17 protein-coding genes are annotated in these 13,740 nt (G+C 68.6%); 8 read left to right on the top strand and 9 right to left on the bottom strand.

Going from position 1 to position 13,740, the window contains the following annotated elements; genetic code table 11:
• Positions 1–25 precede the first annotated feature (25 nt).
• The gene (locus ACFQGL_RS06145) at positions 26–721 is read right to left on the bottom strand and encodes a hypothetical protein (protein WP_377506655.1); all 696 of its coding nucleotides are present in this window, start codon (positions 719–721) and stop codon (positions 26–28) included.
• Between the two features lie 121 nt (positions 722–842).
• Here ACFQGL_RS06145 and ACFQGL_RS06140 point away from each other — a divergent pair, with 121 nt between their 5' ends.
• From ACFQGL_RS06140 to ACFQGL_RS06120, 5 genes are all read left to right on the top strand, one after another.
• On the top strand, positions 843–1,529 hold the full coding sequence (locus ACFQGL_RS06140; protein WP_377506652.1) for a haloacid dehalogenase-like hydrolase: 687 nt from the start codon (positions 843–845) through the stop codon (positions 1,527–1,529).
• A 34-nt stretch (positions 1,530–1,563) separates the two neighbouring features.
• On the top strand, positions 1,564–2,010 hold the full coding sequence (locus tag ACFQGL_RS06135) for an HIT family protein (RefSeq protein ID WP_377506649.1): 447 nt from the start codon (positions 1,564–1,566) through the stop codon (positions 2,008–2,010).
• A gap of 19 nt (positions 2,011–2,029) precedes the next feature.
• Positions 2,030–2,590 carry a DUF4240 domain-containing protein gene (locus ACFQGL_RS06130; RefSeq protein ID WP_377506646.1) on the top strand — a complete coding sequence of 187 codons (561 nt, stop codon included), beginning with the start codon at positions 2,030–2,032 and terminating at the stop codon, positions 2,588–2,590.
• Between the two features lie 154 nt (positions 2,591–2,744).
• Positions 2,745–3,734, top strand: a complete 990-nt coding sequence (locus ACFQGL_RS06125; protein ID WP_377506643.1) for a CBM35 domain-containing protein — start codon at positions 2,745–2,747, stop codon at positions 3,732–3,734.
• 84 nt (positions 3,735–3,818) lie between these two features.
• Complete coding sequence (locus ACFQGL_RS06120) at positions 3,819–5,165, top strand: PQQ-dependent sugar dehydrogenase (RefSeq protein ID WP_377506640.1); 1,347 nt, start codon at positions 3,819–3,821, stop codon at positions 5,163–5,165.
• Positions 5,166–5,273: 108 nt separating this feature from the next.
• On the opposite strand, the gene yczR is transcribed toward ACFQGL_RS06120, so the two are convergent.
• Entirely contained in the window at positions 5,274–6,761 is a 1,488-nt protein-coding gene (yczR, locus tag ACFQGL_RS06115) for a MocR-like transcription factor YczR (protein ID WP_377506637.1), read from the bottom strand.
• A 53-nt stretch (positions 6,762–6,814) separates the two neighbouring features.
• Here yczR and yczE point away from each other — a divergent pair, with 53 nt between their 5' ends.
• Positions 6,815–7,627, top strand: a complete 813-nt coding sequence (gene yczE, locus ACFQGL_RS06110) for a membrane protein YczE (protein ID WP_377506634.1) — start codon at positions 6,815–6,817, stop codon at positions 7,625–7,627.
• Positions 7,628–7,890: 263 nt separating this feature from the next.
• Here the strand turns inward: yczE and ACFQGL_RS06105 are convergent, their stop codons facing one another.
• On the bottom strand, positions 7,891–8,064 hold the full coding sequence (locus ACFQGL_RS06105; RefSeq protein ID WP_377506631.1) for a hypothetical protein: 174 nt from the start codon (positions 8,062–8,064) through the stop codon (positions 7,891–7,893).
• Positions 8,061–8,279 carry a flavin reductase gene (locus tag ACFQGL_RS06100; protein WP_377506628.1) on the bottom strand — a complete coding sequence of 73 codons (219 nt, stop codon included), beginning with the start codon at positions 8,277–8,279 and terminating at the stop codon, positions 8,061–8,063. Before ACFQGL_RS06100 ends, ACFQGL_RS06105 begins: the two co-directional genes overlap by 4 nt.
• A 441-nt stretch (positions 8,280–8,720) precedes the next feature.
• Between ACFQGL_RS06100 and ACFQGL_RS06095 the strand changes: the two genes are divergently transcribed.
• The gene (locus ACFQGL_RS06095) at positions 8,721–8,936 is read left to right on the top strand and encodes a winged helix-turn-helix domain-containing protein (protein WP_377506625.1); all 216 of its coding nucleotides are present in this window, start codon (positions 8,721–8,723) and stop codon (positions 8,934–8,936) included.
• A gap of 237 nt (positions 8,937–9,173) precedes the next feature.
• Here the strand turns inward: ACFQGL_RS06095 and ACFQGL_RS06090 are convergent, their stop codons facing one another.
• Positions 9,174–10,427, bottom strand: coding sequence for a poly(ethylene terephthalate) hydrolase family protein (locus ACFQGL_RS06090; RefSeq protein WP_377506623.1), 1,254 nt, complete (start codon positions 10,425–10,427; stop codon positions 9,174–9,176).
• Positions 10,428–10,701: 274 nt separating this feature from the next.
• Between ACFQGL_RS06090 and ACFQGL_RS06085 the strand changes: the two genes are divergently transcribed.
• The gene (locus tag ACFQGL_RS06085) at positions 10,702–10,986 is read left to right on the top strand and encodes a hypothetical protein (protein ID WP_377506620.1); all 285 of its coding nucleotides are present in this window, start codon (positions 10,702–10,704) and stop codon (positions 10,984–10,986) included.
• A gap of 102 nt (positions 10,987–11,088) precedes the next feature.
• Here the strand turns inward: ACFQGL_RS06085 and ACFQGL_RS06080 are convergent, their stop codons facing one another.
• From ACFQGL_RS06080 to ACFQGL_RS06065, 4 genes are all read right to left on the bottom strand, one after another.
• Positions 11,089–11,541, bottom strand: a complete 453-nt coding sequence (locus ACFQGL_RS06080; protein WP_377506617.1) for an SRPBCC family protein — start codon at positions 11,539–11,541, stop codon at positions 11,089–11,091.
• Positions 11,538–11,843, bottom strand: a complete 306-nt coding sequence (locus ACFQGL_RS06075) for an ArsR/SmtB family transcription factor (RefSeq protein ID WP_377506614.1) — start codon at positions 11,841–11,843, stop codon at positions 11,538–11,540. The genes ACFQGL_RS06080 and ACFQGL_RS06075 overlap by 4 nt, the downstream gene beginning before the upstream one ends.
• A gap of 121 nt (positions 11,844–11,964) precedes the next feature.
• Complete coding sequence (locus tag ACFQGL_RS06070) at positions 11,965–12,822, bottom strand: DMT family transporter (RefSeq protein ID WP_377507181.1); 858 nt, start codon at positions 12,820–12,822, stop codon at positions 11,965–11,967.
• Positions 12,823–12,999: 177 nt separating this feature from the next.
• On the bottom strand, positions 13,000–13,737 hold the full coding sequence (locus ACFQGL_RS06065) for a phosphatase PAP2 family protein (protein ID WP_377506611.1): 738 nt from the start codon (positions 13,735–13,737) through the stop codon (positions 13,000–13,002).
• Positions 13,738–13,740 lie beyond the last annotated feature (3 nt).

The following is a 13,740-nucleotide window of genomic DNA, read 5'->3' as shown; positions in this document are numbered from 1 at the left end:
CGGTGCGCCGCCGTCGCGTTGGCACCTAGTCGGCCTGTTCCACAGATCGGCGGCGGACTCTGCCGTGCCCGGGGCCGGCGTCGGGGGCTCCGGGTTCCTCGACCTCGACGCGCCGCTGCTCGGCCATGTAATCGGTCAGGTACGGGTCGGCCTGAAGTCCATCGCCGCGCATGTATCGGGCGACGGCCCGCCGGGCGGCCCGGAACTGGAGGTACTCCTGAGCGTCGACCCTGCCTTCGCCATACCGTTGAAGAACCGCAATCACTTCTTCCGGCGCAACCGTGAAGTCGCCCAGGGAGAGCAGCGTGTACGTATGCCGCCCGTCCTGTTTGCTGGCGAAACGACCTCTGAGCCGCACGCCGGGAGCCAGGCGAACGTCGAGGTTCGGGCTCTCCCACGTCTCCCCCACCTTCACCACCGTCAGCGCCTCGACCGATTCCCAGGGCAGCCGAGTCGTGGACCCGCGCAAGCGGAACGTCAGCCCCACGCGGTCCACCTCGATCAGAAACGGCCACCGGAGAGTGAACAGAGCGATGAGAGCGAAGACGACCATGACCGCGCCGAAGAATTCGAACAGCAAAGCCCTGTCGTGGTACAGGTGATCTGGATTGCCTTTGACCACCAGCGCCGCCCCCCAGGCGAGCGCTCCGAACAGACCACAGAAGACGTAGTTACGCCTTTGCTTCGCGGTGTTCCGATACAACCGCTCACGTCGCCCCACCCGCCCATGATGCAACCCGCTGCCAACCGTGCCTCGCCCTCGGCGCGCGACTCCCTGTATTGACCCGGCGGCTGTAGGGCAGGGACACCAGACGGTGCCCCGCTGCCCATACACTCGGCTCATGTCGAACCGACCGCGGCGGACCCCCGCCACGGTCATCTTCGATCTCGACGGCGTACTGCTGCGTGGGGACGCATTCGGTCTTTTCCTGCGACGCGTTGCCTTCGCGGGTGCTCGGCTGCCGCTCGGCGTCGTCCTGCTCGTTCTCCTCGCACCCGTCGTCGCCATCCCCGCCTCCCGTCCCTGGGCGGCGCGGTGGATAAGCCGGATCGGCTTGTTGGGCCGAAGCGCCGAACAGGTACGGGCCGAGCTTGAGCGTTTCGGCGCGGACCTCGGCAAAGAGCCAGAGCGAGTCATCGCGCCCGGTCTGCGGATGATCCGTGCTCACCTCGGAGCGGGCGACCGGGTCATCGTGGTCACCGCGTGCGAGCACACCCTGGCGCGCGCGGTCCTCGACACGATCGGCCTCGCCGAGGTCGAACTCGTAGCCTCGCACATCCACGGGCCGAGGCTGATTGTGCACAACTATGGGGCGACCAAGGTTGTGCAGCTCGCCGCCCAGGGGGTGCTACCGCCCTGGCGGATTGCCTACAGCGACTCGCTGTCGGACCTTCCCATCCTTGACGCCGCGCAGCAGGCAGTGCTCGTCGACGCGACCGCACGGCAGATCGCCAGGGCGCGGCGGCTGCTTGGTGCCCGGCTGGCCACCGAGACCTGGGCGGGCAACCGTCCCTCTGGGAAGAGGTAGACACCGGGGCAGAGACACGCACTACCGTTCGACCATGGACTGCTACACCTGCCGCAACAACGAGCTGATCGACAGTCTGCCGGCACGCGAACTCGTCGCCGCCGACGAGCACTGGCGCTGTGCCCATGCCTTCGATTCGGCGTTGCCGGGCTGGTTGATCCTCGTTCCGCGCCGGCACGTGACCTCGATCGCCGACCTGACCGATGCGGAGGCGGCCAGCCTCGGAACCTGGCAGGTCCGGCTCTCCCGGGCACTGCGGGCCCTGAGCGGATGCACGAAGACCTACGTGGTGCAGTTCGCCGAGCAGGAGGGCTTCGCCCACGTGCACTTCCACGTCGTACCACGAATGCCTGACCTTCCCGACGAACGCCGCGGCCCGCGCATCTTTGGCTACCTCGGCGTTCCGGAGGACGATCGCTTCGGCGAGCAGCAGCAGGACGAGCTCGCCACGGCACTTCGCGCCCAACTCGACCTGGGCTAGCGCTTGGTACGGTCTGGCGGTGGAGTCGGCGGCCTTCTGGCGCCTCGTCGAGGGTGCCCGGGCCGAAGCGGGCAGTGACACCGAACGGGCGGCCCAGGTGCTCCTTCGTCGCCTCTGCGCGTTGACTCCGGACGAGATTGAACGGTTTGAGGAACTCTGGTTCCACGAGCAGGACGAGCTCTACCGCTGGCCGATCCGGGACGCCGCCACGCTGTTGCTGGGCGCCTTCGGCGATGACGACTTCCTCGCGGTGCAGGACTGGATCGTGTCGCACGGGCGGCAGATCACGCGGCGTGTCCGGGACGACCCGGACTGCCTTGTCGAGTTGGCGCCCGACCGGCACAACGCCCGGATCGACTGGTTCTGCGGCCTCCCGATCGAGGCGCACATCGCCGCGACCGGGGCTCCCTTCGCGATGGATGGGTCCTGCGGACCCGACACGCCCGCCGGGATTCCAGCCGACCTGACCGACAAAGCCCTTACGAGGCACCGGTTTCCCCGGCTCACGGCGTACCTCGACGCCAACCCGTGGATCGAGCGTCCGTGGCAACGTCACGTAGTCGGCCGAGAAATCCGGTAACTCTTCCACCTGGCCGCCGTATCGGGCGGGCCGCGAGCTGGCCAGCGCCCACCGAGAACGGTTTCGGGTACGTCACCCCATTGACATGTACGCATCGGATGCGGTGCCATCCAGACATAGATGTTAGTAAACTTTACTATCTGTTGGAGGTGGCATGTTCGCGCACCGCACAGGAAGAAAGGCACTCGCGACGCTTGCGTCCGGGCTGCTCATGACGGTCGTGATCTACGTCGGCCCGGCAGCCGCCGCACCCGTCCGCTACGAGGCCGAGAACGCGACGATCTCGCAGGGCCTGGTGGAGTCGAACCACGCCAACTTCTCCGGTACCGGCTTCGTGAACACCGATCCCGTCGTCGGCAGCTACGTCGAGTGGACCGTGAACTCCACCATCGCCGGCACCGCCACGTTCGGCATCCGCTTCGCCAACGGATCGACCGCCAGTCGCCCGGCGGATGTCGCCGTCAACGGAACCACCGTCGCCTCAGCACTCGCCTTCCAGAGCACGGGAGCCTGGGCCACCTGGGCCACCAAGACCGTAACGGCGTCGGTCAATGCGGGCTCCAACACGATCCGGGTCAGCAGTTCCGCGGCGTCGGGCGGTCCCAACCTGGACTATGTCGACTTCGAGCCTCCGCAGTCGTTCACCGACTACCAGGCCGAGAACGCACTGATCTCACGAGGCGTGGTCGAGTCGAACTGGCCCGGCTACACCGGTACGGGTTTCGTCAACGGTGACAACGTCGTGGGTTCCTACGTCGAGTTCACCGTCAGCGTCGCCACGAGCGGCATCTACCCGGTCACGTTCCGGCACTCGCACGGGTCGGGCGTCAATCGCCCGATGGACATCTCCGTCAACGGTGCCGTGGCCGCCCCGGCACTTGCCTTCCCCCCGACCCCCACCTGGGACACCTGGGCCGACGTCAGCCTCTCGCTCAGCCTCACCGCCGGTTCGAACACCATCCGGGCGACGGCGACGACCGCCAACGGCGGCCCGAACCTCGACCGGTTGCGGGTGGACCGCCCCACCGACGTCGAGCCGCCCACCCGGCCAAGCAATCTGCGTGTGGTCGGCGAGGTGCGCCCGTACGGCGTCGATCTCGCCTGGAACGCGTCGACGGACAACGTCGGTGTCGCGCAGTACTAGGTCTACAACGGCGGGAACGTCATCAAGACGGCGGGTGGCAACATCACGGCGGTCACCGTCGACCTGCAGCCCAACACCAACTACGTGCTGAGCGTGCTCGCCTACGACGCCAGTGGTAACCCGTCGCAGGGCAGCAACAACCTCAACCTCACCACGCCACCCAGCGACGACACCCAGGCCCCGACCACGCCGGCCAACCTTCGTACCACCAGCGTCAGCGGTACGAGCGTGAGCCTGGCCTGGAACGCCAGCACCGACAACATCGGGGTGACCGGGTACAACGTCTACCGCGACGGCGTCAAGTTCGCCACCGTGCCGGACCTCACCGCCACCGCGGACGCCCTGACGCCGAACACGACCTACGTCTTCACCATCGAGGCCTTCGACGCCAACAACAACGCCTCGCCGCGCAGCGCGGGTCTCTCGGTGCGTACCAGCACCACGGCGACCGGCGGTGACCCGGTCTTCGACAGGACCATCAACAGCCAACTGGACCTGCCGTGGGGGATCACCTTCCTGCCCGACAGCACCGCCCTGGTGGCCGAACGGGACCGCTTCGACATCGTCGAGGTGACGTTGAGCGGGCAGAAGACCGTGGTCGGGAGGGTCACTGAGGCGGTGACCACCAGTGGTGAGGGCGGCCTCATGGGGTTGGCAGCATCACCGAACTTCGCGAACGACCACTACGTGTACGCCATGCACACCGCGGCGTCCGACAACCGAGTCGTACGCTTCAAATTCGAGAACGGGACGATCGGCGCCCGCGAGCCACTGATCACCGGCATCGCCAAGAACACCTTCCACAACGGTGGCCGGATCAAGTTCGGCCCCGACGGCTTCCTCTACATCGCCACCGGCGACGGGCAGGACGCCAACCGGGCACAGAACCTGAGCTCGCTCAACGGCAAGATCCTCCGCGTCACGCCGACCGGGGCAGCCGCACCGGGTAATCCCTTCGGCACGCGGGTCTACAGCTACGGCCACCGCAACCCCCAGGGGCTGGCGTGGGACTCGCAGGGGCGGCTCTGGTCGGCGGAGTTCGGCAACAACGTGTGGGACGAGCTCAACCTGATCCAGCCGGGCCAGAACTACGGCTGGCCGACCTGCGAGGGTTCCTGCAGCGTCTCGGGCATGACCAACCCGGTTCGGCAGTGGGACACCGCGTCGGCGTCACCCAGCGGCCTGGAGATCGTGAACGACTGGGTCTACATGGCGGCTGTACGCGGGTCCCGGCTGTGGGTCATGCGGATCACCGGCAGTACGACCGACGCGCCGCGTGCCTTCTTCAACGGCACCTGGGGACGTCTGCGCACGGTGGTGAAATCGCCCGACGGTGGGCTCTGGCTCACCTCCACCAACAACGACAAGAACGGCGGTACGCCGAGCGTGCTTGACAACACCATCGTCCGGCTGCGGTTCGCCACCACGTAGTTGGGCTGATCAGCACCCCTCGCACCGGCGGTGGGTGGACGTCGCATGAGTGAGAGGGCTGATCCGGATCAGCCCTCTCACACCTTTTTCGAAGCGGCGGCGGCCTGGTCAGGCGATCCAGTGCGCCTGCCGCGTGGTGGACGAGCGCGAAGGGCCGTCGGCGAGGGCGGTGGCCAGGCGGCGCACGGCCTCGCGCAGGGTGTCCGGAGTTGTTGTGTAGGGGATACGGAGGCGCTGTTCAAGAATTCCTGGATCGGCGGCGAAGTAACCGCCACCCTCGATCCGCACCCCGTAGTCCAGTGCGCGCTCGGCCAACGCCGAGGCGATGGGTTCGCCCAGGTCGACCCAGAGTGACAGGCCCCCTGGCGGCAGCTGCCACCTCCACTGCGGGAGGTGCTCGGTCAGTGCCGCGGCCAGCACCGCACGCTGACCGCGCAACTGCTCCAGTCGGCGTGGTCCCAGCTCCCGTCCCGGCCCGAGGAGGTCAAGTGCCAGCAGTTGGTCCAGGACGGAGCCACCCATATCGGTGGCGACCCGTTGACCAGCGAGTTCGGTCACCAGTCGTGAGGGTGCGCGTAGCCAGCCGACGCGCAGGCCACCCCAGTGGGTCTTGCTCATCGAGCCGATGGTGATGATCTGGGCTGTCCCGCCGGGCGTGGCGCGGGAGGCGAAGGGCGACGGGGTGGGGACGTCGAGGGCGAGGTCGGCCATTGTCTCGTCGATGACCAGCCAGGTGCCGGAACGTTGCGCGGCGCGAAGGACGCGGACACGGTCGTCGTCGGGCATGAGGCAGCCGGTCGGGTTGTGAAAGTCGGGCATCAGGTAGGCGAGTTGGGGCACCACCTGACGCAAGGTGGACTCGACGATCTCGATGTCCCAGCCGGTGTCGGTCACGGGGACGGACACGGTCCGCAGCCGCGCACGGCGCATGGCCTCCAGGGCGTTCGGATATGACGGACTCTCGACCATGACTCGATCACCTTGGCGGCACAGCAGGCCCAGGACCAGCGTCAACGCGTGCTGGGCGCCGGAGGTCACCAGGATCTGGTCGGGCAGGGTGGCCAGGCCCCGCCGGGTGAACCGTTCGGCGATGGCGGCGCGCAGCTCGAGCAGGCCGTACGGGTGGTAGCCGGGGGTGTGCGCGTGCTCGGCAACCCGAGGGACGACGTCTGCGAGGGCGTCGACGAGGGTCTGCTCGTCGAGCCCGGGTGCCGCCCGCGCCAGGTCGATCGCAGTGTCCGCACGGCCGAGCAGCCGGGAGATCCCGCTGGGCTGCCGGCCGGCCGGCAGATCCGTCCAGGTGCCCGATCCCTGGCGGCTGTGCGCGTAGCCGCTCTCACGTAGCAGGTCGTACACGGCGGTGATGGTGGCCCTGCTGGTTGCCAGCGAGGTGGCGAGTTCACGTTCCGCGGGGAGCTTGACGTGCAACGCGATCCTGCCGTCCAGGATCAGCGTGCTGATCGCCTGGGCCAGGTGGCGATAGGCGGGCCGCGCGGCGGTCGGGTCGGGCAGCATCGCGGCCAACTGGCGGCTCCCGAGGGTTCGGTCGGTGCGGACCGCCCTGCCCGCAGGCTTCGACGGACGCGCGCCAGCCATACCACTCTCCCAAGATTGGCCAGGTTGTCTGGGCCAATCACCTTACAGACTCGATGCCATTGGCGTTCAGGCACACGAACAGACCGGAGACGGCAGGCATGCAGCAACAGATCACGAATGGCGGCGAGCGCAGACGCTGGCGCCGTCGCCTTGAACGCGTTGCCGCCGTGGGGACATCGAGAAGGCGCCCGCCCAAGCCCGCGCTCACCTATGTCCCCCTCGGCGAACGGCCGCTGCGACGCATTGCGCAACTGTTGATCGGTCTCGCGCTGTACGGATTCAGCCTGTCCGTCCTGATTCGTGCCGCGCTGGGCGCGAACCCGTGGAGCGTCCTGTACGAGGGCTTGCAGCACCGCACCTCCCTCAGCTTCGGCACGATCACCGCCGCCCTGGGCGTGCTCGCGCTCCTGCTGTGGATTCCGCTCAGACAACGGCCGACGTTCGGCACTCTCGCCAACATCGTCGTCCTGGCGTACGCCGCTGACCTTGGTCTTCAGCTCATCCCCGAACACCTCGGGCTCCCCGCCCGGGTCGGCCTGCTCGTCGGAGGCGTACTGCTCAACGGGCTGTCCGTCGCCGTCTACGTCGGCGCACGGTTCGGACCGGGCCCCCGCGACGGGCTGGTGACCGGCACCGCCACCAGGACCGGACGCTCGATCCGGCTCGTCCGCACGACGATCGAACTCACCGTGCTCACTGCCGGCTGGCTGCTCGGCGGGAGGTTGGGCGTCGGCACCGTGCTGTACGCACTCGCGGTCGGCCCGATCACCCAGTACTTCCTGCCCTGGTTCGCCTACCGGACCACCACCCGCCGCGCTACCAGCGGCGCGATCGCAGTCGCGTCCGTACGGTCAGAAGCGTCCTGAGCCGGGCGACCTGCGTATCGCTACAGACCGCATAGGCGGTGGCCTATTCCGGCCGAAGAACAACTACGATCGATCAGTCCCTACCAAAGGTGCGCCGGGGCACCAGCGGCTACGGGCCCAAACCGGGAAGAGGAGTAAGAGGCGGCAGAGGGGGACCTCCGCACGCGAGGCGCACGCTCGGCGCCCTGGATAGACCCTCGCCGGACCCGGCCTCACTGGATAGACCGTCCGGTTCGACTGGCACGCTTGCCGCGCCGCTGCCATCACACGAAGCGTTGGACCCGCACCTTCGGGCGCTCGTTCCTCAGGTGCCCTTGCTGGTGTTGGCGGACCTGCTCGTTCCAGACCTCCTGGTCGTAGTCCGGATCAGGCGGGATCCACTTGTGCGAGCCGTCGCTGTAATGGAACTTCTCGTCACCCCGTCGCAGAATGCTCATCGGGTCCAGCCGAGGAATCGGTGGTGCAGGCGGCCGGCGGGAACGTGGGCCAGGTCCTGGGCGGCATGGACGAGATGGGCGGCAAGGTAGAGGGCCAGCGACACCCGAGCACGGTCGAACTCGGCGAGCAGTTCCCGCTGACGTGTCTGGCAGGGCCAGTCGGCACCGCAACCGCCACACGTCCATGGCGGTGTGACCGGGAGGTGAGTCGTCATCTCGGCGGATCCTGGCTCGGCCAATGGCCGCGGTTGATCGGGATGCGGTGGCGGCTCCGGCATGGCAGATCACCACCGCAGCGGCAGATGCGCCGCCAATGCCGCCAAGACCAGACCGGCCGGTGCCGGCGAGCCAGAGTCAGCGCCACCGCCAGTACGTACTCGTCGAACGAAACTCGCTTCACCAGCTCGCCGCTCCCGCTCGCGCCATGGTCTGCCGTGCTGTCCTCATCGAAGGAGTCGCGCCGCCTCCTGGCGGCACAGCGATCTGGAGGCGTGGATGCCCGAACGCGGGGGACGCGCCGAACATCCACGCCGGCGAGGACGGCCCACAGCGCCAACCGAGGGAATCGACCTCTTCAGCAACCTCCCACAGGTACCGTTGGGTAGTCAAGGGCTGGCATAGGTGGTCTACTCGTGTTGCCAACCGAGGAGAACCACGTGCCACCGCGTTACCGCTACGAGCAGATTGCCGACGACCTCGCCGAACGCATCGCGTCAGGCGAGTTCCAGCCCGGCTCCAAGCTGCCCAGTCGGCGAGAGTTGATCGAGCACTACGGGGTCACCGAGCCGGTGATCGACCGTGCCATGCAGATACTACGGATCAAGGGGATGACCGAAACGCTCCCCGGCGTGGGCGTCTTCGTCGCTGAATAGCCGGGTCTGTGGGCTGCCGAATCCAGCCGTTCGAACTGGGCCGCCGTCGCCTGAGCCGGCGGGGTGGCACCCTGTGGCGCACGAACGCCGTGCCGAGCGGCCTCAGGTCTCGATGCGAAGCGACAGTCCGCCCACTCCGAACTGAGCTGCGAGACGGGTGTCCTGCCGAGGTGAGGACAAGCGCACCGCCCCGCCAACATTGTGTCGGCGGGGCAGTGTCAGACGGTCAGCGCGCCATCACCAGTTCTTGTACGCGACCTCGCCGAGGTTGCAGAAGGTGCAGTTGGACCTCAGGAAGTTCTCCGTGCGGCGGAACTCTTCGTCGGCCAGCTGCCAACGCAGCCAGGCGGTGATGATGTGCTGGGCGTTGCGGGTAGCCATGATGTGATCGGTGTTGTCGAGGATGTTGAACCACACCGGCACGCTGGTGTTGGTGTAGTCGCGTTCGACGTTCGGCGTGGCGAAGTCTTCGTCGCCACCGATATAGAGGGCCGGGTTGCGCAGATTGCTCGGACCGTTGCCGTCGAAGGAGCCGCCGGCCACGTGGATCGTGGTCTCCAGCCGCGGTTCGTTGGCCACGTCGAACGTTCCGATCGACCCTCGGGAATGGCCGCCGAAGGCCACCTCGGAGAGATCAAGGTCTTGGTACAGCGGGCTGCTCGACCTGGCGTTCTCGTCCTCCAACCAGTCGAGAGCGTCGACCATGTAGTCGCCACTGCTGGACGAGACCTCGCTGTAGACGACGAACCCGTGCGAGGCCCACTGGCGCAGCATGTCCTCGTAGGCGGCCGGGTCGGACCCCGCACCCGGGCCCCAGACGAAGACCGGGTGATTCACACCGTTCTGGCCGGCGTTCGTCGGGTACACCAGCCACCCGTCGTTGCCGGGCCCGGCGGTCTGGTCGATGGTCACCGCGTACGGCCCCGGCCTCGTCACGTCGCTCACCGGGGGCAACGAGCCACCGGGCGGGTCGGTCGGGTTCGGGTCGGCACCGTCGCCCTGGACCAACACGTTGTCGACGGTCAGCGTCTCCAGGATGCTGCTGGCGTCCAGCGAGAACCGCAGCCGCAGGTCGCGGCCGTTGACCGACGCCGGCAGGTTGAACGACGCCGCTCCGGTGGCGGTGCGGGCCGCTTCCAGCGTGGTGAACGAGCCGCCAGCCACCGAGTAGCCCACGGTGAAGCTCTCGCCGAGGTCGAGCCCGGACGCCGACCGGGTGTAGGACACCGTCACGTTGCTGTAGCCGGTCAGGCTGATCGGCGCGGACGTGATGGACGGGTCGGAGACCAACGACGCGGCCAACCGGGCCGCGCCCGCGCTGTTCGCGACGGAGCCGGACGCGGTGAAGGTGCCGAGCCCGCTGGCGAAGGTCTCGCTGTAGATCGATGTGGCCGCGGAGGCGGGGGGCATGACGGCGAAGGCGGCGCCCAGGGCGACGAGACTGATGGACACCGCACCGAGTGATCGGAGCCGGCCGCTGGTGCGAGACATGTCGGAGATCCCTTCTGACTGCGCCCGAGCGGCTGCGCTGGCGCTGTTCTGTCGGATGCGCGAGATGCGCCTGCTTCCGATGACCGAGGGTCGTCATTGATCGGCAGATGCCGATTCAAGCAGGGCGCTTCGGCGGTGGGGATCGGCACAATCACCAGTGTCGGCTTCGTTTCGTGAACGCGGGCAGCGCGCGGCGTGAGGTGCAGGCGCGCCGCATTCGGACGCGCATGGCTCGGGACAACAACGACCCTGGTCGTACGGCAGAATCGGGTGGGTGAGGTTCACCTTTGACGTCGGTGTCCGGGAGCGGCACGAGGTGACATTCTCGTTCGACAAGTTCTGGGGCGGTCTGTCGATCCTGGTGAATGGTCAACCCGTTCGCCAGGAGCTGCGGGTCCTGTCGGTCGAGCTGGTCAAGCGGTACGAGTTCGTGGTCGGGCAGGAGGAACGGCACGCGGTGCTCGTCGAGAAGGAACGCAAGCTGCTCTTCGCCGGCTTTCGCCCGCAGCAGGTCAGGGCCTATGTCGATGGGCAGCTGGTCGCCGAGCACACCGCCTGAGCACAGTCCCGGTCGGCGTACACGATGGCCTGGGTCTTGTCGGTGGGTGCCGGCCGCGGCCAGGTCACCGTCGTGAGCAGCCTGGTATACGAGTCCGCGCGCTCACTCGGCGTCGCCGAGCTGCGCGGCGATGCCCTCCAGGCACCACTGCCAGCCCTCCCGCATGTGCTCGGCGGACTCCACGCCCGACAGGCCCTCGACCGTGAGCTCAAGCCGGGTTCCGTCCTCGACCGGCAGGAGCAGCACCGTGCAACGGGAGCGCTCGGCCATGTCCTCCCCCGCGGTGAACACGTCGAGCACGAGCCGCTCCACGGGCTCGAAGACCGCGAAGGTCGCCGTCTCGCTGTACGAGTCGCCGGCCGGGCGGGGGCCGAACCGCAGCCGGTAACCTCCGCCCGCACGGGCGTCGACCTCACAGGTCGACACGCGCCACTCCGGGTCGGGGCAGACCCAACGCTCCAGCAGGTCGGCGCGGGTGAAGGCGGCCCACACCCGCTCGGGCGGCGCGGGGTACGTGCGGTCGAGGTCGAACGACAGGAACGGAGCGGTGGTCACAGGTCCTCCAGGAGGGTGCCGAGAGCGTCCAGCCGGGTCGACCAGAGCGCCTGCTGCTGTGCGGTCCACGTGGCCACGGCGACGAGCGCGTCGTCGCGCAGCCGGCACTCACGCACCCGACCACGCTTGACCGTCGTCACCAGGCCCGCCTCCTCCAACACGCGGAGGTGCTTGAGCACGGCGGGCAGCGACAGCGACGTCGGCGCCGCGAGGTCACCGGCGGACGTCGGCCCGCGGGCGAGCCGCTCGACGATGGCCAGGCGGGTCGGGTCGCCCAGGGCCGCGAACTGACGGTAAACCATTTGGTTCACTGTTGCGTCTCGACGCGCCCGTGTCAACCCGATCGGCCACGCAAGGTCGGTGGGTTGGCGCGGCTGGGCTACGTCATCGACACGGACCGCCCACGTCCCGGCTCGGCGACCTTCAGGCGCCGTCGACGTGCGGTGCCCGCCTGGCGAGCAGGAAGACCGCGCCCACCACGAGGGCCAGGGCGAGCGCCTGACCGACGAGCCACGGGCCGGTGCGGATCCACTCGTCCAACCAGAACAGCCCGACCAGGATGGCCACCAGCGGATCGGTGACCGTGATGGCGGCGAGCGCGGGCGCGCCCATCGGGCCGGCCTGGTAGGCGTTCTGGCTGAGCAGCACCCCGAACGGGCCGAGCACGGCGATGGCGTACGCCTGCCACTGACCGAAGATCGCCGCCGGGCTCTCTTCGAGGTGGAGCGCCAGGCTGCTGATCAGGCCGGCCGTCACTCCGTAACAGATGCCGGCCGCGATGGCCAGGGGCAGCGGTCGCCAGCGCCGGTCCATCCCCAGCGCGGCCACCACGCTCAGTCCCACGCCGACGACCACGGCGACGCAGAGCAGGAACGCCGGCCAGAACGACTCGAGGCCCTGCCCCTGACCCCGGGTCGGCTGGGCGATCACCAGGAACGCGGCGAGCCCGAGCAGGCAGAGCATCGACTCCAGGAGCATCGTCCGGTCGACGCGGTCGTGCCCGGCCGCGGCGAACATCAGGATGTACCAGACCAGCCCGGTCACCAGCAGTGGCTGCACCAGGATCAGCGGGATCAGGCTCAACGCCGCGACCTGGAGGGCGAACGCCACCAACGCGAGCACCACGGACCACCGCCAGCCCCGCAGGCGAAAGAGGGCCAACAGCAGGCTGGGTCGGCCGGCCGGCGCCTCGGGCACCTGGTGGGAGGCGCGGAACTGCAGGACCGACGAGCCGGCGAACGCCGCCGCGGCGCCGAGGGCGACCGGAATTCCGGCCGCCATCTCCCACACCGCGTTCACTGTGCGCCAGCCGGGCGGCTCACCTGGGCTGCCTCCTTGACCACGGGACGTCACGTGTCGGTCCGCGCTGACGCAGCAGCACCGCGACCGGGTCGGGGACGTCGGCTGGGCCGCTCGTCCGCGTTTCCGGTCGCTCGCGGTTGCCCCGTACGGACCGGGTCAAACGGGCCGTCCGGGGCCAGTTCGATGGGGCGGTCGGTCCAGCCAGCGCGGCAGGCGTACGGTCCGCCACGGCACCCGCAGGAGCAGCCGGACGATCAGCAGCCCGAGCAGGTAGCCGCCGATGCTGTCGGTGAGCCAGTGGTAGCCCAGGTAGGTGGTGCCGACGAAGGTGAGCACGCCGGGCAGCCACTGCAGCAGCCGGCGGGCGACCACGGGCAGGTACGGCGCGAGCAGCATCGCCAGCACCCCGTAGTAGACGATGCTGTTGCTCACGTGCCCCGAGGGGTAGAACTCCTCGACCCCGTCGCTGAACATCCGGACCGACCCGTGGTGCGGGGCGCCGCGCGAGGTCCACCGCTTCAGCCCCACGATCAGCAAAGTGCTGATGATCGGTGCCAACCCGGCCGGAATGATCGGACGTACCGACCGGTGCCGCCAGGCGAGCCAGAAGGAGACCAGCAGGGTCACCGTCAGGATCGCCCCGCCCTGCCCGAGGTAGTCGAAGATCAACATCATCGTGCCCACCGGCGGCGGGCGGTGCTGATCGCACCAGTCCCGAACGATGATGTCCAGCCGCAGCAGCGGCGACCACCAGACCAAGGCGGCGGTCAGCGCGACCAGCGCGACGAGCAGGAGTAGGTCGAACCACCAGACGCGCGGCACGGGAACCAGCGCGGGTACGCCGAGCGGCCGCGGCGGCCGTTTGCCGGCCGGCGACGGTCTGCCCGCTGCCATGAC

Source organism: Micromonospora vulcania (assembly GCF_042658605.1).
Lineage (GTDB): Bacteria > Actinomycetota > Actinomycetes > Mycobacteriales > Micromonosporaceae > Micromonospora > Micromonospora vulcania.
This window is presented reverse-complemented; position numbering and strand designations above follow the sequence as displayed.